We start from the raw sequence: 23,463 nt of genomic DNA on the forward strand, positions 1-23,463 counted from the left end.
ACTCTTTGTGTGGTTGGAGCGGGTCTTAAGGTTTGCCCTATACTGCGGAGCGACAGCTCTGTCATGGGGTGGACAGGGTGTGATGCTTCAGAACTCGTCGGATCGTGCGATAGTCAGCAGCCTGACCCACAACCAATGTCGACCACACAGAAGGCGGAATCGGACAGAGAACTGATCAAGGCCCTCGACAGGCAGTCCGCAAACATCTGCAGTCGCTGTGACGCGATCTTGCCAGCCTCATCAGAGATAGACACCCCCGGCGATGATCGGCGCGAGTGCCCTCGTTGCCGGCTCATTCAGGAGGTTCCGGCGGCATGAGCGCGGACTCGCCGTCGGAGACGAACGGACACAAGCCCGCAGAGTCGATCGACTGGGAGTCGCTCTGGACACGCTTCGGAGATGGCCTGAGCACCGAGATGAGTTGGTCGCAGTTGACCACAGTCGTCGAGATCGGCACCGACGCCGCTGATGTCGAAGAAGCCTCAGAGCTTATCGACACTGCCAGAGAAGAAGACGAGTTAGATTATACCGGCTCTGGCTTTATCCTCGCCGGAGCTGTGGAAGGCGTGACTTCCAAAGACGAAGAAGTGATCGGTGAAGATGAACTCACAGCAGAGCAGGACACCGAGACCGTCCAAAAATCAGAGAGTCAGTCCGCGACAGATGCAGAGACGACGATCTCGCAGTCCGAGCTCGAAGACATGCAGGCGCGGCAGGATGCCCTCTCAACGCAGCTGGACAACTTCCGTGAGGAGAATGCTATGCTGAAGAAAGCCGTCGCGAATCTCTGCGGTGTCAATCGCGTGCTCGTTGATGAACTGCCTGACGCGGCGCGTGAGCAGCGTGCAACGAACCAGCGTGTGAACGCGACGGTCGAGAAGATCAGCCAGCAGATGGACTCGCTCGGCGACGTCGTCGATGAAAAGAAGAACACAAAAAAGAACCGCGTCATCATGGTGCGGAAACATCTCGTCCAGAAAAACGAGAACTCGGAATCTGAGTACCGGATGACCTACACCGAGGTGCAGGCGCTGTTCTCGACGCCGGGAGAGGACGACGGGATCTCCGACAGCTACGCGCATACGATCATGACCGCGGCGGCTCAAGGCGACAGGAAGGACGTTGAGGCTCACGACGCCTTCGAACTCGTGTCGGGAACGGGGAAGAAGAAACTCCGCGTCGGCATGGAGAAAATCGAACAGGGGAGTTTTTATTCGCCAAAAAACCGCGGTGACGGAGAGGGGGACTAACACCATGCTCTACACCACCGGAAAGCCGCCTCCGCTTTCACTTCTCCCCAACCGTAGTTGTACTAGCTTGTGTCGCTAGTTGTGTCTGTGTCGCTAAACGCGGTCGCAACGCGGTGTTTAGAGAAAGTTAGAACGGGCAAAGACGAGAATGGCGGTTTTTTGATCGCAAAAAAAGTTGCAGTTAGATCCCCGAGGTGTTATTCTCCATCAACGGCAGTCGTCACAGATGTCGCCACGGGCGTACTCGTCGGTGAGACGTGCGTACTCGCCGCAGAACGGACAGGGGCCGATGTTGACATCGTCGATCGCGCTGTTGATCGCACCGCACACTATCTGCATCCACTCGTTGCCCTTATCCGGACGAGAGTGGAGCACTTCGCGATCGTCTTCGGCGACGTCGTGGGCGAACTGGAGCGCGTCTTGGCGGAGCCGTTCTCGGTCGCCGACGGTGATGTGGAGTTTGGTCATGGTCGGGGTATTGATGTCGGTGGTGTTCGATCAGTGCGGGCAGGGCGGATCGCCGTCGGCGGCGTCCCAGTATTCGTCCGTGCTCGCCCAGAACACGACAAGCCGGTCCTCCGTCTCGAGGAACTCGACATTGTAGAGATCACCGGCTGCGGTGTGGTGTTCGTGGCCCCTCGTGTCTGGGAGAGCGCGGGTGGCAACAGACTGTCGACGCGCAGGCGGTCCGTGGTGCTGCTCGGAGTGATCACAGACCGGCCACGGACGTACTACGACCACGACGAGCACGGAACCAACCGACATCGGGAAGCGAGATAGTTAACCAACAAACTTACTATCAAGTGCGCCAGTGTTGGTTAATACTGAGACGCAACTCTTCGACGGCGCGGTCGTCGAGAGGGTCTGGTATCGGAAGGTCTTCGACGTTTGTCTCGGTCTCCTCTGCAGAGAACTCTAACTACTCAGCGAGGAACTCATGCAGGCGCAGCGTCGTCAGCCGAGCGCGATGTAGAGACCTCGAGATTGAGAATCACCGGCGGCACGGGGGAGGATGTCAATTGGTCGTTGAGAGTGCCGATCGGGGAACCACACTGGAGCTGAGGTGAGACGGAACCCCCCCACACCACGTTTCCGCCGTAAGTTGGAACCCGCCGGGGAGGGGGGATCGGAGGATGTAGTAAATTGCCGCTATCTCAGACGAGATATTTGAGCCGGGAATAGTAAAAAACCTACTTGTGCCGTAATTAGACGCTGTAACGTACGAATCGTTCGTATAACTGAATCAAAAAGAAATGCCGCTTTCCTCTCGACTTTACACTCCGCCGCCCTACCCTACCGTAATCCATCTTCGGCATACTGAAGAGCCGAAGCGTCTTCGGCGATGAAGATGCGAAAGCAAGGTAGAGGTCGCCTATCGTGGTTTCGTCGTTTTTCCCGTGGCTTAGCGCGTGAGTCGGCATTTCCACGAGTATCAACGGCGATTTCGACCCCGCACCCCCTCTTTTCTGACTTACGGCGGAAACGTGGTGTGGGGGTGTCCACAAAAAATCGTTGTGTTACCACGGGGTTAGAACAAGTATGGTTGATATGGGCGGGAGTTGCTGGTCGTGGAGGCGGGTGGCTCTTTCGAGACTAACACATGAACATTTTAGACGGGACCCCCCCGGGCCCCCCATGTCCGCATAATCTACAAAGATAGCAGGCAGCAGTGCCCCGGGCCACCGCGCCGATGGCCGTTTACGACGATCCGACAGTCCACGCCATAACGTCTCTATCGTTCGAAAAATCACTACACCGCGTCTAACTAACTGTTGATGAACTGGAAAAATACCCCCTCCCCCTGTTTCTGTAGATTTATGCGGACAAGGGGGCCCGGGGAGTATTTAAATAACGGAGCGAGCGGACGATGCGGACAGGGGGGTTTTGTAACCGGGTAGACAGTGATTGGCCTCCTCCTCCGCCTGAAGTGTAGGTGCCGACGACCGGGACGAGCCTACAGTCCGGCGACGGGCTCCCGTGTCACACCGCGCCGGGCCTCCTCGTCATGACGCTGCTCGATGTCGGTACCGGCGCGCTTCACGAACTGGCCGAGGACGCCGACAGCTACGAGCTTCGCCACGATGACCACTGGCGAGCCATCGACGACAACTTCGAGGCGGTTCAGCAATCGACACTAGTAGCTGTTCCGCTATCCCACATTATCGTCTGAACCAGATCTGGCAGTTGGTCCAAACGTGCTTTGACGACACCCATTGGATGCTTATCGATGAATTCTGCACTCGCACAGAGAGTCGCTCAATTATGAGACAACGGAGTGACGTACGATTCAATGAAATCAATGAGCTTGTCTTCTAGCTCTTCTCGATTGACGAAGTATCGGAATCGAAGACTGTACGCATCATCCATCTCATCGATGGACGCACTGCTAAACGTCGGATTGTACGTATTCGTGTCATCACTACTCCGTTCGGCTTCAGAGAAGATACAGAACGTCTTCGGGTCACGTAGACGTGATTCGGGGTCTCGAAGTTGGAAGTACTCCGGAACTGCGCCTGCTTCAGCACCAGCCCCGGTCGTGAGACCAGCTTTCGTGAAGACGAACACGTTTCCCTCACTTGCGTTCGCGAACGCAACCGATTGGTCGATTACCGCCATTCCGGGTTCATCGAGGGCCTCACCCGCGACATTTTGTTTTGTCGGAATATCAACATCGCTCGCGATGAAGAGCGTTGCTTGTGTTTCGTTCGACACTTCCCGACAAATCGATCTGAGTGTCGATTGAATCTCGTCGGGAGCAACATCGTCGTCCTCGGGAGCGAGTGGATCAGGCGGTAGTGGATAGTCGTCGCCGTTGGGATAGAGATACGATGGATCTAGCAGGCGATATGGGCCCATCAGAAATACGAGTACATCGGAATCATTTGCCCACGAGATGGATTCAATGATGACGTCTCGAACCGGTGTTCCTTCGTACGTCTCGAGATTAGACATTGCGTTATCTTCGTCTCGAAGCCCTCCCATCATATCAATACTGTTTCTCAGATGTCTTAACAACGATTAAGTATATTAGTCTCGCCGCTCAACGAGTACGTATGAGTGAACGTGAACGAGTGAGAGATGAGCGAGAAGAGGCCGTTGAAGCCCGTCCAGAGGGATACGACCGAATCGAATCGGAACTGCTCAACAATTCTCTCGACCTCGAGCGTGAGGCGGAGCGATTCAAGGCGATGGGCGAATCGACCAGATTCACGCTCCTGTATCTACTGGCTCAGGAGGGCCAGATCGGAAGTGGAGAGCTTGCAGACTTGCTTGATCGACGCCAGAACGACCTGTACCACCACCTTAACACACTGGAAGATGCGGGTCTCGTCGGTAAATTCCGCGACGGACAGACGCGGGTTTACGAACTGTCGCCGCTCGCCGAGGCATTCGTTCCGCAGATATTCGAAGCCATCAGCGACCGCGCTGAAGCGGTATAGCAGGCTGTATCTTAACCGATCCACCGGTACCGACCATGGCAGTTAAACAACTGATAGACTCATCTATCTTTCTGCAAGGAGTGTTTTGTTGAATCCGATGACAGCGTCGGGATCACTGTTTGAATGCTTGTTCGAGATTGTAGACTGCGGCGGTCAACACGAGTTTTCGGAACTCGCGGTACCACGCGCGAGGACGGACAGCGGAACCGAACCGACGCTTGATGGCCGAAAAGGAGGTCTCGGCCATCCAGCGCTGCCGTATTGCCTGCTGTCCAACCGTGCGTTGTGCGCGTGATCGTACGCAGCGAATAAACACCGGTATTTTAAGGAATATTCTAGTCGAGAACGACTAAGTACGTGGTATCACAACTATCACCCAAGTCACCCCCAAATGTCCGAAACTGATCGCCAGCCAACAGAGGAGGTTCGGCAGCCGGAACCGCCGCTTCCCGAAGAGAGCGGGCTGACGCTTGAAGAGTATCTCGCTATGCAACAGGCGATCGGCCACCCGACCCGGTTCCGGATCCTCCGCACTCTCGTCGCCAACGACGAACTGAGTGCTGCCGATCTCAAGGCCGCGGTGGATGTCAAATCCCACAATTTCCACTACCATCTCAACGAACTGGTCGATGTCGGGCTCGTCGACAAGCGCCAGCGGCGAACCGCTGACAGCCAAGGTTTCTATACGTACTATCGGCCGACCGCAATAGGGCAGGGAATTCTCAAGCACGGTGTTGAGGAGCTGATGCGCCGTGAACGGGAATTTAACGACGCGTATGGATCAAAGTGATGGTGACACCCACTACGTGGTTCAATCGAGTCAACGAGCTTGTCTTTAGCTGGATATAGGCGATGAACTACCCCAAACGATGATTTGTCCATACAGGGACGTATCGTCTTGACATCCTCCCCGCGCTGAACAGTAGTTGCCGAACCTGACTGAGGCTCTTGATGCTGGGCTGTGTTGGTCAACAGATGATCCAGACAGCTGAGGCGAAACAGGTTTGCCGTGCTGCGTCGACGGTGCTGTTCCCAGAGCTCGAATTCGGCGTGAAACCGTGTGGGAAGTACACGAGAGAGGATTTCCAAGAAATCCTCTCTCGGATTGCGTTTGATCAGGAGTTCGCAAATACGGATGGGAAAACGCTCCAGCTTGATCGTGACGAGCACGTCGATATCACCGCTACGGCGCGTAATTCGCTCGCTAAATCGCTGCTGTATCACTTGCGCAATCTCTCTACAGACGCCATCACCGACCAGTTCGATGGCGTCCGAGATCGAGTGTTCGAAGTCCTCCGGTCTCAGCGCCGACTTCCCGCGTTCGTCGATGTTGCCATCGATCTCCACGAGTGGCGCTTCTACGGATCTGCCGACACTGACCACGTCCTAACCACGTACCCAGATCTCGGAACGAACAAGGCGTTTTGCTTCGCAACATTGTGTATCGTCGCTCCTCGCACGCGATTTACGCTTGCGGTAGTCCCGATGGACGCGAACGGCTTTCGCGCCAAGCGCGAAGCCGTTCGTTCCTTGCTCGAGACAGCCAAACAGTATGTCTCCATTCGATACGTCTACCTCGACCGTGGATTCTACCAAGTCCACGTCGTCGCAGAGTTAGAACAGCAGGATGTCGAGTATATCGTGCGTGCGCGTCCGAGTAGTGGAATGAAAGACCGTCTCAGCGCCGGCGCTGAGACGGTTGCTGACGAGTACACGATGCAGCGAAAGCGCAAACCAACAGCGTCGGTAGATGTCACAGTCTTCGCGGTTCCGCACCGCACAAGCGAAGACGAGCACGTCTGGTTCGTGACGAATTTAGATGTGGACTCATCGACAGCAAGAGCATACGCGGCGGCATTCCGCCGCCGCTGGGGGATCGAAACGTCATATCGACAGCTCGGCGATTTCCTCCCGAGAACGTCATCGCCGACGTTCTCGGTAAGACTGTTCTACTTTCTGTTCGCGGTGTCGTTGTACAATCTGTGGGTGTTAGCCAACGTGTTAGCTTCAGCTGAAACAGTTCCAGAGACACCGCAGATATCAACACGGATCTTCCGTAGGTTCGTTCTCTCAACAGACTACGGCTGAGTTCACACTCGACTCTGACCGGGATGACCGGTGAGTACGCCTTATTGCGGAGAAGCATCGCCCGGAAACGCCGCTAACGCGGCGTTCCCTCTCTCTCACTGAATCTGTCACAGCAAAAATCCGCTACGATCGTGAAATGTGCGAACCCAACAGCTCGGTTAGTACGGAACGAGATTTGATTCGGCAACTACTGTAAAGCGCGAGGCTTTCTCCTCCATTCTCCGTAACCATCCCAAGTCAGCGTGCGGTGCCGTGAGAATCGGTGATCTTCAGCGTGAGGGGAATGTCAAGTGGAAAGTTTGGACGGTGCCTGCTCGCTGGTGGATTGTCGTGACTCAGAGTGATAGAGCGCCTCGCCTGTTTCAGCATCGAATAAGTGGAGACGCGCGGGGTCGTAGGTGACTGACACCGTCTCGCCAGCAGTAACTTGGGTTCGTGGTTCTGCCTGAATGTTACATGACGTGCTACCAATTGAACAGTGGAGGAGCAGACTGTCTCCAAGCGGTTCCCGTACGTTCACTTCCGCGTTGATAGTCGGTAACTGGCCATCCGTCTGTGCATCCGAGAGGTGAAGATCTTCGGGTCGGATACCAAGGATCGCACGCTGACCATCGATGACTTGTACGTCACCTACCCCATTCTGGTTCGACTTGAGCTGGTCGGTGCCGGAGGGGAGGGGAATCTCAAATGTTTCGTGGACAGCGCGTCCGTCTTGGATCTCAACGGGAATCATGTTCATCGCTGGATCGCCAATAAACTCTGCGACGAATCGATTCGCCGGGAAGTCGTACAGGACCTGTGGCTCGTCAACCTGCATGATTTGCCCATCATTCATGACGACGACTCGCTCCCCAAGCGTCATCGCTTCTGTCTGGTCGTGGGTGACGTAAACTGTCGTTGTCTCTAGCGTGGAGTGGAGCCGAGCCAGTTCCGCACGCATCTGGATCCGGAGTTTTGCATCAAGATTACTGAGCGGTTCGTCCATCAGGAACGCATCTGGGTCACGAACGATGGCGCGGCCGAGCGCCACGCGTTGCCGTTCACCACCGGACATCGCATCGGGCTTTCGATCGAGAAGATCAGCGATATCAAGGGTATCGGCCGCCTCTGTTACGCGACGATCAATTTCTTCGTCGGTGAAATCACCGCTCGATTTCATTCCAAAGGTGATATTGCGTCGCCCGGTCATATGCGGGTACAACGCGTAGTTTTGGAACACCATCGCGACGTTCCGATCCTTTGGCTCGACGGTGGTGACGTCTTGACCGTTCATCTCGATTCGACCGTCGGTTGTCGATTCAAGACCGGCGAGTAAACGTAGTGTCGTGCTTTTGCCGCATCCGCTCGGCCCGACAATCACGAGGAACTCACCGTGGTTGATCTCAAGATCGATTCCGTTGACGGCAACGACATCGTCGAATTCCTTGCGCAGGTTCTGTAGTGTTACGGTTGTCATCGTTATTTTTGTTGGATGCTAAACGTCTCCAGTAGCGGTTTGCGGAACACGATCATCAACAGCAGCGGCGGTAGCAGGGTCAACGTTGAACCGGCCATCACGAGCGACCATGAGAGCTGTCCGCCTTGTACGTCGCCTTGAAGCAGTTGTAAACCGACCTGTGCGACCTGATTCGCCTCCGAATCAATGATAATCAGCGGCCAGAGGTACTGATTCCACGCATAGACAAACATGATGATCGAGACGCCAACGAGGACGCCTTTCGACATCGGTATCAGCACGAACAACATGAACCGGAGTGGACCGACACCGTCGAGTTTCGCCGTTTCGACGATTGAAGTCGGGATTGAGAGAAAGTGCTGACGCAGGATGAACACTGTCGTGGCGCTGGCGATGTACGGCACGGTGATTGCGAGGATGGTGTTACTCCACCCGAGGTCGTTCATCAACTGGAACAGCGGAATAAACCGCACGGGGACCGGCAACAGCAGTGTGAACAGAATGAACAGGAACACGAGGTCTTTGTACGGGACGCGGTAGTAGACGATCGCCATCGCTGCGAATACCGATACAACGAGCTTCCCGACAACGATAACGACCGACATTGCCAGCGAGTTCCACATGAAGCGTCCGAACTGGTAATCAACCAGCGCCTCACGGTAGTTTTCGACAGCATAGCTTCCCGGGAGGAGGTCACCAAGGCTCGTGACCACACCCGTCTGTTTGGTGCTGACAATTACTGCAACGGCAATTGGAAATACCACTGCGAACACGAGCAGCCACAGCTGGAGATGTGTCCCCGGCTTCGCGTCGTACGTGGTTTTAGTTACGTTGTCGCCACGGAGCGAGTCAGCGCGGCGTTTCGCGTATTGGAGTAGCTCACCCATGTTAGGCACCGTAATAGGAGTATTCGTCTGTTACCCGGAACTGTACGAACATTAACACGCCAACGAGTAGGAACAACACGACAGACTTGGCGGACGCAACGCCGAAGTTGAAGAAGGAGAACCCCTCTTGATACAGGTCGAAGATTAGGATGTTCGTGGCGTTCGAGGGGCCGCCGCTCGTAAGCAGATCGACGAACGCGAACGTACTAAAGAACGCGTAGATGGTATTGATGATCACGAGGAAAAATAGAGTCGGCGTCATGATCGGCACGTACACTGACACGAGCCGCCGGAGTCCGGTGACACCGTCAAGCTCTGCTGTCTCGGTCAAGGTGTTCGGGACGTTGTTCATCGCTGCGATCATGAAGATCACATTATATCCGATTTGTTTCCATATCGCTGCGAGCGCGACGACGACGAACGCCTGTGGACCGTTATTGAACCAGTTGACGTCAACCCCAACCGCTTCGATCGGACCGGTCAACACACCAAGCGTCGGATGTGCGATGAACAGGAATACGAGTGCGCCGACGGCGGGTGGGAGTGCATACGGCCAGATCACGGAAATCAAATACAGCCCCTGTCCTGTGTCAACCTCATGAATGAGGAACGTAAGATACAGCGACACGGCGATGACGCCGACCACCACAACGGCGGCAAAGAGTATTGAAAGGAGTAAGCTTGAGTGATACCCCGGGTCGGTGAGGAGCGTGACGTAGTTTTCGAGGGCGACAAACTCGTCGCCTTGACCGAAACTGGAGTCAAAGAAGCTCGTACGGACAGCAAGCGCTGTTGGGTAATACAGAAAGACAACCGAGACGAGTAGCGTTGGCAACAGCAGCAGTCCGGACTGGATCCGACTGTCAAAAATTTCGCGTGTGGACATACGTGTAGCTCCGCGGTCAGTTGTAGTACTCGGACAGCACGCTGTCGACTTCCGTTTTGAGTGCCTCAATCTCGGCGTCGATATTGTCTGCGTTCAGGATGTCGACCGACTTATTCTGGATGACCGTTTGAACGTTCCGCGCTGGGCCGAGAAGCGCCCGTTTTGTTGCCGGGTTGCTTGCGTCACCGTTCTGGAGCTGGTCAAGCGCTACGCTGTACATCGGATTCTCTTCGAACCAGCCCTCTTCACGAAGCGCATCGACTGACGGCTGCGTTATTGGGTAATATCCCGATCCTTTGTGCCACTCGGTTTGGACCGCTGGCTGAGACATGTATTCGAGTAGCTGTCCAATTTCGGTGTATCGGTCCTCGGGAAGCCCATCAGGAACGTAGAAGGAGGCACCGCCGATCACAGGGCCAACACGAGTGTCGCTGATGCTTGGGTACGGCGCGGCGTCGACGGTGAAATCCTCGGAGTCGGCGATGAGCCCGGCGACCGAGGCAGTGCTTGTCAACACCATCGCGGCCTCCTGTTCGATAAACAGCGAGGTTGCTTCACCCCACGCCTCGATTCCCGGGTTGGTGTAGAGGTCGTCGTCGGCCATACCCTTCCACCACTCGTAGAGGTCGTAGGTGGCCTCAGGAGTTCGGAACTCCGATGGTTCTCCAGCGTGGCCGTTTTCGGCGTCTGTCAGCAACTCACCTTCGAACCCGTACCACGTCTCGACGAACCAGACGTGGTTCGGCCACGTAATCCCGTATTGTGTCACGCCTTGGTCGACGAGCTGTTCCGATGCACTGCGAACCTCAGCCAGCGTCTGTGGCGGATTGTCGGGATCAAGCCCGGCCTCTTCGAAGGCGTCCCGGTTGATGTACATGATCGCATTTGAGTTGTTGAACGGAAGCGAGGCGAGCTCGCCGTCAACAGTGAAAAACTCGGCGACGTTATCGAGGAAGATGTCGGCGTCGAAGTCGTCGGGAAGGATCTCTTCGACAGGCCGTACCTGATCCGTGTCGAGTACTTGTTGTGCGAACAGGGAGTCGACTTGCAGCATGTCCGAGACGTTCCCGGAATCGAACGCTGAAAGGGTGTTTGTCAGGACGTTCTCATAGGAATCCTGAAACTCCATATTCACGCCGATCCCAGACTGTTCTTCGAAGTCTGCAGCGATCTGATCGAGGGTTTCTCCGTTGGTTCCCCCCATCGCGTGCCAAACGGTAAGCTCCTCTGCGATCGGCGAAAACTGTGCGCTGCTCCCGCCGTCGTTTCCACCCAAACACCCGGCGAGACCAGTTGCTGCAGCAAGCGCGGCCCCGGTGGTCGTGAGTGTATTTCGACGTGAGATCCCAGTCGACTCCTCGGCATCTGGTGCCATACATGTCTGCGTATCCAAACATCAGTCATAACCGCTGCTAATAGTTCTATACGCCCGTATAGGTTACCTAAGTGGGATATATATTACTCCGCAACACTCGGTGGTAATTGCGAGTGATCTGGATTGTTAGGCTGTGTTGGCTCTGTTGAAATCCTCAGAAAGTGATATAATCCAACCCGGTTGCGGTCAATACAGAGGACTCACGAACCGTTCAGTACGGTGGATGTGTGTGTTCCATCGACGATGATCTTATCATTACCTGTAACTTCTACGACATGATTTGGTGTCTCGAATTGTAAGCGCCAAGCGTCGCTTTCGTGATTCACCAAATCCTGTATCGCGTCTGTTGCCACATGGCGTTGGAGGGAAATATCCAGCTTCATCGGATCAACTCCCTCTTCACCGGCGATGGCTCCGATGATTTGATTAAGGACAGTCTGATCCATAGGAGATATTTGCTGACTCCACGGGAAGAATCTATCCATTACGTAAGCGCGATATTACGATCAGTTCAACGGCGCAACTCCGGAAGTATCGACCGTAGATCGTTCAGTACAGGTGGACAGGAGTGATTTCTGTCTTCGTTCGAGCGCAAAGCCAGCAGACATCAGACAACTGCGACTCACTTCAGGTGGATGATCGTGAGATCCCAGTCTGGCGTAGACTCATTAACATCAATAAGCTCATACCCACCAGTCACGGTCACACCGTTAAGATGCGCCCGCCGAACGAGTATGTCGAGTGAATCTTCTAACTCACTCTTCGTACTCGGAGAGTTGACCGTCATAGTATTAAGAGACACTCAATGCGGGTAAGACTGTGCCGGTGTACACCATGGTGACTTTATGAGTAATCGATGAGTCGGAATCTCGTAACGAACACAGTGGCCAATGGGCACTCTTCAGTGACCAGCTGTTTCAGATAATAATAAGTCTGAAGAATAGGATTACAGCAGATCCGGCCATTACAAAACGACCGCTCACTCAGCCAGAAGGGTAGAATAGTCAGCAATCAACCCATCTACGCCGGCTTCAATGAGACGATCCGCCTGATACCACGACTCGACGGTCCAGACGTTGACCGCGCGATCCTGAATCCGTGCCCTTCGCACGAGATTCGCATCACCAAAGCGTGAATCGTCGAAAAACGGGGTCCCGCGGATCATCGCCACCGGTGGGTGAATTGCATCGGCGTCATACGCTTCGGCGATTGCGAGCCCGTCTTCAATTGACTCCCACAAGAGGGGCGCAACTGACGCCATTGACTGTTCTGATACGACAGCGAGTGCCGCTTCATAAAACGACGAAAAGATTACCTCGTGATCGTACCCCTCAACAATATCGACAACACGGGTAACAAACGGACGCCAAATCTCCTGTTGAGTTTCGAGTTCGTCACTAGTTAGTTTTTCATCGAAACGAAGTGCGGAACTTCCGGGATTTTTTAGTTCAATATTGACATCAACATCGTTCGGAATTGATTCCAGTACATCATCGAGCTTCGGCACCGTTTCCTCAGTTTGGAGTACTTTTGCACTCGTAACCGTTTCAGTACCCGTCTCCCAGACGACGCCCGAGGTATCGGTGAGGCCCATACCTGTCCCGTCACGACCGGCAAGGTGGTCGTCGTGAAACACCACGACATCACCGTCAGCTGTTGGTACCACATCAAGTTCGATCATATCAGCGCGCTCTCCAGACCCATCTTCACGAGTTGCTGCCCGCACGGCAGCGAGGGTGTTTTCGGGATTTTCTCCCGCAAAGCCTCGATGGGCGATTAATGTCGGGTCTGCCGTCGGTTCAGGAGACTGCTGACCGGCAACTGTGTTGTTCCCACCGTCAGTTCGTGGTGGTAAAATCGATGTGATACCGACGGCTCCTGCTGCTACGGTCGCCGTTCCTAACAAGACGTTTCGCCGCCGCCAAGAGCCAAAGATCGTATGAGCCTCTGAGTTTCTACCTCGATTACCCTGCGGGGATTGGACCGGTGATATGAAACTCCATTTTGTTCGGAGATTACTAGATGTTTTAGTACTCTGACTCACAATTGAGGTATTACGTTTCGGACAGCTCAAACGGGGATTGGTAGTCATGACACTTTCAGGATGTGCCACGCAGATAGCTGCTGGTATGAGGACTATTGAGCAGTAAGTACATCTGATTTACAACCGTTCTGCTCCGCAATAGTACCGGCCATGCGGAGTACCAATAGTTCGGCTTTGTTGAGATCCTTGGGAATTGATAGGATCGGTGTGCGAGATACAGTAGATGGATGCAGCAGATGACGGCCTGATATTTCGTCCATTCGATGGTATATTGATTCGGTACGACAAGCGGGAGTTCGAACGCGTCGCGTTATGTTCATAAGACGGCGAGGGGAACAGGGGTGGCGTGTCGAGTGAGGACACTGCCGGTGATGCGACGACGGCCGTGACGAGCGATCGCGCTCGCTGGGGGCTGCTCACGGGCGCGATTCTGATGTCCGTGTCGCTTGCCGCCTACGAACTCGTCCCGGCGAGCGTGACGCCGCTCATTCGGGAGTCATTAGGGGTGAGCCCGTCGGAGGCCGGGCTCCTCGTGAGTGTCCTGTTCGGGACAGCAGTCCTCGCGAGCATTCCGGTTGGAATCGTGCTTGACCGGACAAACTCCCGGTACGCCATCGCGGTGGCGGTTGGGCTGTTGCTCGTCGCCGGCGCGTGGGGGTGGCAGGCCGCGACCGCTGGCGCATACTGGTCACTTGTCGCCTCACGCGTTCTGGGTGGTGTCGCCTACGTCGTCGTCTGGAACGCGGGGATCGACATGGTCGGACGGTCGTTCGGTCCCGCGAGGCAGGGGACGGCCGTGGCCACGTTCACTGCGAGCGGGCCGGTCGGTTTCGCTATTGGGCAAGTTACTGGCCCTATTGTCGCCGAACAGTTTGGCTGGCCGGCGATCTTCCCGATTTTTACGGGTATCGCATGCGTGGGGTTGCTTATTTTCTGGCCAATGAGTCGCGGTGGTGGGCACGCGACCGGAACGTCAGCGCCGACGCTGACTGATCTCGGCCATGTCGTCACGAACCGCCGCGTCTGGATAGTTGGGCTCCTCGGCTTTCTCGGGTACGCGCTGTATCTGTTCGTCAACAGCTGGGCACCGTCGTATCTCACGGACGACCTGCAGTTGTCACTGGAGTTGAGCGGCGCGCTCGTCGCGCTGTTCCCGGCCGTGGGTGTGGTTTCGCGGGTGACCGGCGGCGTCCTCTCGGATACCCTGTTCGGCGGTCGCCGCCGCCCGATTGTCCTGCTTTCGTTCCTCGTGGCGACGCCCGTCATCGCGGGGTTTACCGCGATTCGAACGGTCCCCGTCGTCGTCGGAGCGCTGCTCGTCGCCGGCTTCGCCGTCCAGCTTTGTCTCGGGCTCGTGTTCGCGTACGTCCGTGAACTGGTTGAGCCGGCCGTCGCCGCGACGGCCGTTGCCTTCCTCACGAGCGTCGGCCTCGCGGGGGCATTTATTTCACCCATCGCGGCCGGGCGACTCATCGACGCTACGAACTACGAGACGGCCTTCCTCGTCGCTGGCGTCCTTGGAGTGCTTGGAGCGCTCTTAGCATGGTACGCGCCGGAGTCAGAATCGGCGTAACTACAAACGTCAGTAGGGTGGCAACTAGGGTAGTCTGGACGACGGTCGCCCTTCTTGAGCCTAGTTCGGTGTTGGCCGCGTACTCCGTATTCAACACGGCCTCAAGAACAGACTATCAATTGAGGATTTTGGCAGAGCTGGATTGGTTTAGTCCCACAAATCTACACGGGAGCGATTTGTTTTAACCAACGCAGAAGTGGGTATCATTCGCATGTTGGTTAATCTATGATGCATTTATATTTCTAGTCACCAATATTATATTTTTATATGTGGTGTATTCTCTAGTTACAAGCTCTAAGTCAGCTAACCTCAATTTTAAATAGTTTTATCCATATGTTAATTTTGATATTAATTGTATATTGTAGCCTTCTATAGTCGTAATAATACCCGTTCTAGCATTTCCTTTTATATATTAGTTCGAGTCGAGATTAAATGTGGAAAGTACAAATTGGTCTCTCTCGGACATCCGCTCGGCCCCACTAGTTTGTATCGAGTACTCTCTGGAGGATCAGGGAACACGTCGAATCCGCTACGAATACCGGACTGATGGACCGGGGTGGTGGCGGGTTGAGCAACACCAACGTGATGGCGACTGGCGAACCGTCGGTCGTGAAGCTGTAGCGAACGTGCAGTGGGCTGTTTGTGAGGGTGGTGATAGCCGACCAGCTATGACTGACCCAACTTCCACAGGATACGAACTGGAACTGTTCACGCTTGTTGCCCGGCAAGACGCGTGGTGGATTCTCACGCTTCTCACCACGCTTGAAGAACCCGTGAGCCACGAGCAGGTGGCACAGTTCCTCACCGCGTTCGATCACGGCACTCCCGCCGCCGTAGAGACGGATGCCACATGCACTGAGACGATTCTTGTGACGATCGCCGAACTTGATGAGGCCGACGTCATCGACGAGACAGCGAGTGGGCTGATGCGGGGTCCACGCTTCACCGACGCTTTCCAGATGGTCTCTCTGTCGTGAGACCCCTCAACTCGCCCGACACTGGTCGAATGGCCCGACAGATCGCTCGTCCACTTTCGCTCCGGGGCGAGAGACTTACATCCACCCTGTCGTACCCAAAGTTCCGATCTCGCTGATGTCTACACTCCGCCTCCACACGACTGCACAAGACGCTGCCTCGCAAATCTCGACCTACTGCGGCGAGGAGGAACGACTCCTCGAGCGTGCTGACCGCACAGCGACGCCGACAGAACTCGTGTTGGCACCGACCGAACTCCACCGACGGAACCTGCAACGGCGGCTTCGGGAGCGTGCACGGCCGCAGAATGCGTTTGAATTCGTCGATCCAGAGACGGTTGCAGAAAAACTGCTTACAGCCGCAGACACGACGCCGACGAGCCTCGATCGCGTCGATCGGCTTGCACTCTTGCAGTCGCTCCCGTCGGAGCCGACGGACCAGCCGCTGGGACTCCACCCACTACTCTCCACACAGCACGACACCGGCCCCCAACAACTCGAACAGATCCGCGTGGAACTCGAATCGATGACGAACTTCCATCCTGACCGGATTGCGGCGCTCCGCAACGTCACCGATGCGTTTGCAGGCCCGATTGCGGACGAGGCGACCACACTGGTTGATGGTGGCCTCGCCGTCGAGACGTGGCTTCGCGATCGGACCGTCAAAATGGTCTCGAAGACGGCACTCCTCCGTCGAGCGACGCGCCGCCTCGACGGCGGCGACGGGGGATGGACCGACCGCTATCCCGATATCGAGCGGATCTCGTTTGTTGGTGTGAGTAGCATCCCGGCCCCAGAGGTTGACTTCCTCCATGGGCTCTGCACGGCAACGACGGCAGATATCGAACTCCACCTCCGGCCCGGAACCGCAGAGTACCTCACAACACGACTCCCGGACCTCCTGTCCATTGAGGACCCCGGGCAGGAGGTGACTCTGTGACCCACGCCCACCGCACGGGACTCGCTGGTGAGCTGTCAGCACCGTCATGTCCCGTTGTCGAACTTCCTGCACCGACGCGTCGCGAGGAGGCGCGTGCCGTGATGGCGACGATCAGCGAGGTACGCGATCGTGGGGTGAATGTCCGCGACATCGCCGTCGTGGCTCGCGATCTTGATCCATACGAACAGCCACTGACCCGGGCAGCGATCCAATACGGGGTGACGCCAGTATTCTGGACACAGTTACGCGTCACCCGCACAGAGCCGTACGCGCTGGTGAAGGCACTCTGTACGCTCTTTGCCGACGGCGACGTCGCCGCCACACCCCTGTTGGCACCGTTGACACAGCGGTGGGCACCGCCCACAGACGCAGCCGGGTGGCCGCTCGAGCAGTCGACGATCCACGCACACCTCGAGGCCCTTCCCTCCGGACGTCGATCGATCGCCGAGTGGGCCGCGACGATACCGACACACACCACCGACGAGCGACTCACAACCTACTGTGACTGGCTACAGGCGCATTGTGAGCCCGAACCCACGCCCGAGACAGTTGGAGCCGTTCTGGGGCCTTCGATCGACGCGTACCGGGAGACAAGCGTGCCCGCCCGCCAGCAGGCGGACGCACCGGCGCTCATGACGACGGAGACGGCCGCGCGAGCAACGGTCAGGGTCACACGGCTCGTCGAGCAAGTCACGCACAAATACGACGAGTGGCTTGCTGATGGGACCGTCTCGCGGTCGTGGGACGCGGTCCGGGAGCTGTGTGAGCTGCTGGCGACACAACGCCCGGGCCGCCGTGAACACTCAAACGCACGCGCCATCGACATCATGGAGGCCAACGACGTGTGGGCGCTGTCTGTCCCAATCGTTATCGCGGTCGGTGCGACAGCTGCTGAGTGGCCGGCCCAGACTGACAGCGTCGTTCCCGCCGAGTTGCAGGAAGCCGTCCTCTCTGGGGCTGGTGAGACAGACATCGTTGCGCCGCGAACCATGTGGGGCGAGGGCCGCGATCGCGATCACTTCGCCGACGCGATGCGTGCCGCCGAGCGTGGGGTGATCGTGACACGGTACACACAGACCGGCGACGGCGACGATGTCCACCCCTCGCCGTTTCTTGCATCACTCAACATGGAGACCGTCTCCGGGCAGGCCCGTACCCAACTGGTGAGCACGACACCACAGCTTCCCCCAGCGATTGCCGCGCTCCTCCCTGCGAGTGGGGACTCTGACCCAGCACCCAGCGAGACATCTCATGAGTAACGACGACCCACGCACGCTCCGGAACGCACAGGCAACAATCAGGGATCGCTTTGTTGACGCCGAGTCGGGCCTCTTCGCGATGAACTGTGTCGCCGGCGCTGGCAAATCGATGACCGTCCAGCGAATCGCGGCTGAAACCATCATTCGGCGGTACGCCAGCGGCGATCGGACACCCGCCCAGAGCGTGGCCGTCATGTCGTTTACCACCAACGAGGCGGCCGCGATCGGGCCGGCGGTCTGTGAACACATTCGGGAGATTGTGGATCATGAGTTGATCCCCGAGGCGGCGTCCCTCACCGAGTCAGACGTCGCGTATCTCGTGACGCGGGTCCGACACGCGCCGTTTATCGGCACTGTCGATAGCGTGTTGCGTGATGTCTTCGGCGAGCTGGCCACCGATCTCGGCTTCGAGGAGACACCAACAGTTGGGAATGAGGCGTTGCTGGCAACGGTGCACAAAGCGTGTTACGACGCCGTCGCGAGCGATCCCGCCCACGAAGACGCAATCGCCGCGTTGGAAGCAGCATATCCGGATGACGGCTGGTCAGCTACTCCTGAGGAGATGCTTGCTGACGCCGTGCGGTACTGTCGCGATCAGCGGCTCTCGACGGCGGCCTTCGAGCGCAAACTCCGTACCACACAGGACTCGGTGTATCCCGAAGGACGAACGACCGGTCGCGAGGATATCGTGGCGACGATTGCAGCCGTCGCCGACGCCGACATCGCGGCCGACACCGACGCCGCCCTCTCAGCAGCTGAGTGGGAGGATATTGTGGCTGCTGACCAGCGACTCTACGACGCGTGGGACGGGACGCTGACAGCGTTTGGTGACGTCCTCGAGGCGTATCGCGAGCAGTACCGAAGCCTAATTCGTGAGTATGGCGTGGTCTCTCACACCGACGTCGCCTTTGCCGTCACAAGCGTGTTCGAGGGTGACTGGCCAGTCGATGGCGATGGGCCGACCACCGACCAGCACACAGCCCTTCGTCAGCGGTACCACGCGCGGCTCGATAGTGTGATCATCGACGAAGCACAAGATGTCTCCACCATCCAGCATGCGGCGCTGTCCCAGCTTGTCACTTCCTCGATGCGCGTCCTCGCGTGCGGCGATACACTCCAAAGCGTCTACCTGTGGCGACACGCCGATCCGTCGCTGTTCGCGAGCGCCTCCCAGAAGGGCCGGTATCTCGGTATCGACTGGGACACCCATGCGACGGTGACGGCCGCAACGACCTACCGGGGGACCCCAGACATCGCCGCCGGCATCAACACCATCATGCGGTCCGTCTTCGATGACCCGGAACGCGGCGGACTCAGCGACTTCGAGACGACGTACCCCGGCCTCGACGCAGATCGAAACCCCACCGACGATCCAAGCATCCACGTCGCAGCCTTCACTGGTGGTACTACCCCGGATTCTACGCAGTGGGTCAACCCTGACAGGGGTACTGGTGAGGCAAACATCCTTGCGAAGTATCTCGCTCGTGGGATCGCTGATGGGACCTTAACGGATGACACCGGTGAGCCACAGTCGATCACCGTCGTTTTTCGAAAGCGAACGCGGATGGAGGCGTATAAGCACGCGTTCGAGGCCGCGGGCTTGACCGTGCAAAACGCGAGTTCGAGGCTCTTTGCGTGTCCCGTGGTCAAGGCGGTCCTTGCTGTCTGTGACTGGCTCACTGCACCAACTGATCGAGCCCAGACACGCGCGTTGTTGACGGACTCGCCGTTCGACTTCACAGCATTTCACGACCGGTTCGAGCGGGCGGATTACGACCTCGACGCCATCTGTGCCGCCGACGACCTCGACGCCGACACCCGGAACGTTCTCTGTGGCCTGCGCGATCTTCGCGATCAGCTGGGGCGGTTTCACCGCGTTCCAGCGTCGACATATCTCGAAGACATCATCGAGCAGCTCGCCCTTCGAGCCGATCCGGGCGACCAATTCACCGAGCTGTCGGCAGCACAACGGGTGGCCGCGCTCGACGCGCTCACAAATACTGTCGAAGAGTGGGAATCTGACACGCAGTATGCACCGGGCGACCTCGGTGATCTGCTTGCGCCGTTTCGGGCGGCCCCGCACAAGGGGCCAGATATCCCGAGCGTGACCGACGATGCCGACGTCGTTTTCAGCACGGTCCACCGGTTAAAAGGCGATCAAGACGACGTAATTGTGCTTGCAACGCCGGGGTTCAAGCTCTGGGACACTGGCCCGTTCTCCCAGCGGTTCATCACACAGGGTAACGTTGCGGCGTTGGCCCCGCCGACAAACGTCGAGACAGCACCCGAGATCGAACTGCCACCATTTGATGGGGGACTCTACACGCCAAGCGGTGGCGGTCGAGATCGACAGGGCGTCGCATCACGCGATGTCGGGTTGCGGTGGGCGACCGAGCACTGGCTCGACGACACTGCCGGTGGGGGCCCGCACCTGCTTGGGCCCGACCATCTCCAGTCCGTGGCGGCCAACATGCGTGGGGAAGCGTGGCGGCTCCTGTATGTGGCGCTCTCTCGGGCGCGTGACCATCTCGTCATCCCGCTTCCCAAGAGGTTGCCCGGCACGGCCCAGCCGCGTGACCGCTGGCTCGATACGCTGGATGAGACACTCGGGTTTTCACCCGGACAGACAGCCACATATCCGATCGACGAGCCGTCCAGTGCCGGCGATCTCACGATCGGCGTGAATGACGTCGACGGCGGTGTGACGCGTGTGACGCCCGACACGCCGCGATCGATGACGAGTGTGGTTCCACCCCGTCGCGACCAGTTGGAGCCGTGGGTCCCGCGCTTTCTCGATCCGAGTACGGCGTATCCGCTGACTGACGACGTCGCCGCCACCGTGGGTGCCCACCTCCTCGACGAGCCGATTCACACGGAGACCGACAGCGTGTCTGCGGACCTCCCGATCACGTTCGAGACGCTTGGGCCAGAAGCCGTCGGAACCTGTCTCCACGACGCATTGCTCACCCTCACCGAGATAGACATGCCGGCCGCCGAGATCGATATGTGGAGCACCCCCGTTCTGACAGCACTTCGGGACGCGATGAAACAGGTGACGCCGCAGTCGATCGAGATGTTGCCAGATTCTGAGCGTGGTGGCCTCGTCAGCTTCTACCACGCATCAGTCGTGTCGGACTTCCTCGCGTCCGACCTGTGGGCACAGATCCAAGCGGCGGAGGCTGTCTACGTCGACCACGATTTGAGCGGACTCGTGACCGCTGGTGGGGTTGAGGTTGAAGTTCATGGTGAGGCCGACATCCTCATCGATCTGGGCGATGGTGAGTGGCAGTTGGCCGATCTCAAAATTGCGTTGAATGAGTCACTCGACGCAACGCAATCGCGATACGAACTCCAGATCGCCGCCTACGAGCATATTCTCCGTCAAGAGCTCGGCCCGGCAGCGACAATTCACACCTCAGTCGAGACGTTCGGGTGTGTCCGAGAGACAGTTCATGGCCAGTTGCCGTCTGCGGTTCTTGCACGTCGAGTTCGCACCCTCATTGGGTCTGGTGAGCCGATTTCTAGCCCTTGAAGCCGGTGATGTTTCCGATCCACGTCTGCAGGGATTGCGACCGCTCTGAGAGCTCATAGAGACTCGTCGTTGATTCCCGTACGTGGCCTCATCGAAGCGGGAAGCTCCCGGGCTGGCCACGAAGCAGTTCCCCCGCTCTGCGTGTTTCTGGTAGGTTCACGACGACTTTTGAGACGAATGGAGCGAGTGGCTTCACTATCAATCAAGAAAGATTTTTAACTGTTACCGGATTATTGGTAAATATAAGATGTATGAGGTATTAAACAACACGGCGGCCCAGACTCTCCTTGCCATCCAGAGTGGCGACTCCATCCGCCGTGTCTCTCAACGCCTCCACATACCGTACGAGACGGTGAGACAGGCCGTCAATCAGCTGGAAGATGCAGGCTATGTTTCGTATAATGACGGCCTCACCGTCGTCGACGAGCGCGTCCGCGACGCAGCGCGCGAACTCGTCGCTGCCAGCGCCGGTGTCAGTTCCCCCTCCATCGACGAGGCCTACGTCATCCCACAGTTTGGTGAGTGGCCGTTCGCGTTTACGCGGATCGACGCCGTCTACGTGTGGACTCAAGGCGGCTACCAAGTTGGGCGGAACCCAGATGACTATCCACTGTTCCTCGCTGTTCGTGAGCAAGATGTCGACGCGTGGGAAGCGTTTTTTGACTCGTTTGGCCTTCCCACCGTATTTGAGCGACAGCCCCGCGACGAGCTGGACGGGGCACTGCAGATCGTCCTCGAGCCACGCCCCTCGCTCGATATTGAGCATGTCGAGGGATACCCGGTAATTCCACGGACTGAGTCCATCGAGTATATGCACGAGAACTATGCCCAGTTCCAGTCAGCGCTGGCGATGCTCAACCGGATGTACGAGGACCTCAACCTCGATGTCACGTATCGAGCAACAGAACGAGCTCGAACATGAGCTTCACCAACCGAAGTGATGCACTCATCGAACTACTTGAGGAGCTCACGCAGAAGGGTCACAAATACGTTCTCGTTGGCGGCTACGCAGTCTCAGCGTTCAATGCTCGTTTCTCTACAGATCTCGATATCGTCGTCGCACCAGACTCAAAGTCCGAGTTCGTTGAGTTTCTTGAACGGGGGGACTTCGAAGAAATGGACAACCACGCCAAGGAGTGGTTCTACGACACCGAAGTGATCGAGTACGAAAAACGGCTCACACCGCAACAGCCAATTGGCTTCGACCTGCTAGTGAACGGGCCCGGGTGTCGCCAGACAGAGGCACAGTGGTCGTTCAGTTATCTCTATGACCACAGCCACGAGCAGGAAGTGAGCGGCAGAACGGCGACGACAATTGCCAGGGTTATCGATGGAGCAGTCCTCATCGCAGCAAAACTCCACAGCGCTCGTGAAACAGATCTCCGAGATGTCCTCGCAGTGGCCGAAGAAATTGACCTCGACGCTGTCACGCCTCACTTGCAGCGAGGGGATGATAATGCACTCAGAGAGCAACTTGAGCGTGGACTAGAGATCTTAGAAAGCGATGAACTCAAACACGGATTTCGGAGTGATTTCGGGGCCTCAGCTGTCTCGGAAGAAACAGTCATCGCCCTCCAAGAATACCTCTCCTCACAGGTTACCCACCTAAGCTGAGGCCGTTGTGACCTAGTTGATTGAGAAGCAAGCTACAGTTCTCTTCGGGTATAATGAGCTACGTTTCGACGCGGCTTGAGTCCGGGTGAAGGAACAGGAAATATTTAACCAACTTCAGGCAAAATGGGGCGAGTTGTTGGTTAAA

General features: G+C 57.0%; 20 protein-coding genes and 2 pseudogenes. 12 read left to right on the plus strand and 10 right to left on the minus strand.

Features of this window, described 5'->3' with window-relative positions:
* Positions 1 to 314 precede the first annotated feature (314 nt).
* On the plus strand, positions 315 to 1,250 hold the full coding sequence (locus DJ69_RS12895) for a hypothetical protein (protein WP_099255974.1): 936 nt from the start codon (positions 315 to 317) through the stop codon (positions 1,248 to 1,250).
* A 207-nt stretch (positions 1,251 to 1,457) separates the two neighbouring features.
* Here DJ69_RS12895 and DJ69_RS18900 read toward each other — a convergent pair whose 3' ends face one another.
* Together DJ69_RS18900 and DJ69_RS19285 are read right to left on the minus strand one after the other, a co-directional pair.
* Positions 1,458 to 1,718, minus strand: a complete 261-nt coding sequence (locus tag DJ69_RS18900; RefSeq protein ID WP_245851667.1) for a hypothetical protein — start codon at positions 1,716 to 1,718, stop codon at positions 1,458 to 1,460.
* Positions 1,719 to 1,748: 30 nt separating this feature from the next.
* Positions 1,749 to 1,895, minus strand: a pseudogene (locus DJ69_RS19285) (toxin-antitoxin system TumE family protein); the annotation flags it as partial.
* Between the two features lie 1,288 nt (positions 1,896 to 3,183).
* Here DJ69_RS19285 and DJ69_RS12910 point away from each other — a divergent pair.
* On the plus strand, positions 3,184 to 3,420 hold the full coding sequence (locus DJ69_RS12910) for a hypothetical protein (RefSeq protein ID WP_099255976.1): 237 nt from the start codon (positions 3,184 to 3,186) through the stop codon (positions 3,418 to 3,420).
* Between the two features lie 86 nt (positions 3,421 to 3,506).
* Here the strand turns inward: DJ69_RS12910 and DJ69_RS12915 are convergent, their stop codons facing one another.
* Entirely contained in the window at positions 3,507 to 4,235 is a 729-nt protein-coding gene (locus DJ69_RS12915; RefSeq protein ID WP_245851669.1) for a DUF7509 family protein, read from the minus strand.
* Between the two features lie 68 nt (positions 4,236 to 4,303).
* Here DJ69_RS12915 and DJ69_RS12920 point away from each other — a divergent pair, with 68 nt between their 5' ends.
* Positions 4,304 to 4,690, plus strand: coding sequence for an ArsR/SmtB family transcription factor (locus DJ69_RS12920; protein WP_099255977.1), 387 nt, complete (start codon positions 4,304 to 4,306; stop codon positions 4,688 to 4,690).
* 112 nt (positions 4,691 to 4,802) lie between these two features.
* Here DJ69_RS12920 and DJ69_RS18905 read toward each other — a convergent pair.
* Positions 4,803 to 4,946: pseudogene (locus DJ69_RS18905) on the minus strand (IS5/IS1182 family transposase); the annotation flags it as partial.
* 135 nt (positions 4,947 to 5,081) lie between these two features.
* On the opposite strand from DJ69_RS18905, the gene DJ69_RS12930 reads away from it, so the two are divergent.
* Positions 5,082 to 5,480: a winged helix-turn-helix domain-containing protein gene (locus DJ69_RS12930; protein ID WP_099255978.1), complete on the plus strand. Its 399-nt coding sequence runs from the start codon at positions 5,082 to 5,084 to the stop codon at positions 5,478 to 5,480.
* 185 nt (positions 5,481 to 5,665) lie between these two features.
* Positions 5,666 to 6,778, plus strand: coding sequence for a transposase (locus tag DJ69_RS12935; protein WP_099256006.1), 1,113 nt, complete (start codon positions 5,666 to 5,668; stop codon positions 6,776 to 6,778).
* A 286-nt stretch (positions 6,779 to 7,064) separates the two neighbouring features.
* Here the strand turns inward: DJ69_RS12935 and DJ69_RS12940 are convergent, their stop codons facing one another.
* The 6 genes from DJ69_RS12940 to DJ69_RS12965 all read right to left on the minus strand — a co-directional run bounded on the left by DJ69_RS12940 (position 7,065) and on the right by DJ69_RS12965 (position 13,240).
* Complete coding sequence (locus tag DJ69_RS12940; RefSeq protein ID WP_099255979.1) at positions 7,065 to 8,234, minus strand: ABC transporter ATP-binding protein; 1,170 nt, start codon at positions 8,232 to 8,234, stop codon at positions 7,065 to 7,067.
* A gap of 2 nt (positions 8,235 to 8,236) precedes the next feature.
* Positions 8,237 to 9,121, minus strand: a complete 885-nt coding sequence (locus DJ69_RS12945; RefSeq protein ID WP_099255980.1) for a carbohydrate ABC transporter permease — start codon at positions 9,119 to 9,121, stop codon at positions 8,237 to 8,239.
* A gap of 1 nt (position 9,122) precedes the next feature.
* On the minus strand, positions 9,123 to 10,007 hold the full coding sequence (locus tag DJ69_RS12950; RefSeq protein ID WP_099255981.1) for a carbohydrate ABC transporter permease: 885 nt from the start codon (positions 10,005 to 10,007) through the stop codon (positions 9,123 to 9,125).
* Between the two features lie 16 nt (positions 10,008 to 10,023).
* Positions 10,024 to 11,211 carry an ABC transporter substrate-binding protein gene (locus tag DJ69_RS12955; RefSeq protein WP_099255982.1) on the minus strand — a complete coding sequence of 396 codons (1,188 nt, stop codon included), beginning with the start codon at positions 11,209 to 11,211 and terminating at the stop codon, positions 10,024 to 10,026.
* 371 nt (positions 11,212 to 11,582) lie between these two features.
* The gene (locus DJ69_RS12960; RefSeq protein WP_099255983.1) at positions 11,583 to 11,828 is read right to left on the minus strand and encodes a HalOD1 output domain-containing protein; all 246 of its coding nucleotides are present in this window, start codon (positions 11,826 to 11,828) and stop codon (positions 11,583 to 11,585) included.
* 533 nt (positions 11,829 to 12,361) lie between these two features.
* Entirely contained in the window at positions 12,362 to 13,240 is an 879-nt protein-coding gene (locus DJ69_RS12965; protein ID WP_394338363.1) for a glycerophosphodiester phosphodiesterase, read from the minus strand.
* 619 nt (positions 13,241 to 13,859) lie between these two features.
* Here DJ69_RS12965 and DJ69_RS12970 point away from each other — a divergent pair.
* The 7 genes from DJ69_RS12970 (at position 13,860) to DJ69_RS13000 (ending at position 23,318) form a co-directional block, all read left to right on the plus strand.
* Complete coding sequence (locus DJ69_RS12970) at positions 13,860 to 14,999, plus strand: MFS transporter (RefSeq protein WP_099256007.1); 1,140 nt, start codon at positions 13,860 to 13,862, stop codon at positions 14,997 to 14,999.
* Positions 15,000 to 15,667: 668 nt separating this feature from the next.
* Complete coding sequence (locus tag DJ69_RS12975; RefSeq protein WP_099255985.1) at positions 15,668 to 15,976, plus strand: hypothetical protein; 309 nt, start codon at positions 15,668 to 15,670, stop codon at positions 15,974 to 15,976.
* A gap of 115 nt (positions 15,977 to 16,091) precedes the next feature.
* Positions 16,092 to 16,913 (plus strand): hypothetical protein, encoded by an 822-nt coding sequence (locus DJ69_RS18910; RefSeq protein WP_245851675.1) that lies wholly within the window; start codon positions 16,092 to 16,094, stop codon positions 16,911 to 16,913.
* Between the two features lie 101 nt (positions 16,914 to 17,014).
* Positions 17,015 to 18,172 carry a PD-(D/E)XK nuclease family protein gene (locus tag DJ69_RS12985; RefSeq protein ID WP_099255986.1) on the plus strand — a complete coding sequence of 386 codons (1,158 nt, stop codon included), beginning with the start codon at positions 17,015 to 17,017 and terminating at the stop codon, positions 18,170 to 18,172.
* Complete coding sequence (locus DJ69_RS12990; RefSeq protein WP_099255987.1) at positions 18,165 to 21,704, plus strand: UvrD-helicase domain-containing protein; 3,540 nt, start codon at positions 18,165 to 18,167, stop codon at positions 21,702 to 21,704. The genes DJ69_RS12985 and DJ69_RS12990 overlap by 8 nt, the downstream gene beginning before the upstream one ends.
* A gap of 247 nt (positions 21,705 to 21,951) precedes the next feature.
* Positions 21,952 to 22,626 (plus strand): MarR family transcriptional regulator, encoded by a 675-nt coding sequence (locus DJ69_RS12995; protein ID WP_099255988.1) that lies wholly within the window; start codon positions 21,952 to 21,954, stop codon positions 22,624 to 22,626.
* Positions 22,623 to 23,318: a hypothetical protein gene (locus DJ69_RS13000; RefSeq protein ID WP_099255989.1), complete on the plus strand. Its 696-nt coding sequence runs from the start codon at positions 22,623 to 22,625 to the stop codon at positions 23,316 to 23,318. Before DJ69_RS12995 ends, DJ69_RS13000 begins: the two co-directional genes overlap by 4 nt.
* The last annotated feature ends 145 nt before the right edge of the window (positions 23,319 to 23,463 follow it).

Source organism: Halorubrum persicum (genome assembly GCF_002727125.1).
Lineage (GTDB): Archaea > Halobacteriota > Halobacteria > Halobacteriales > Haloferacaceae > Halorubrum > Halorubrum persicum.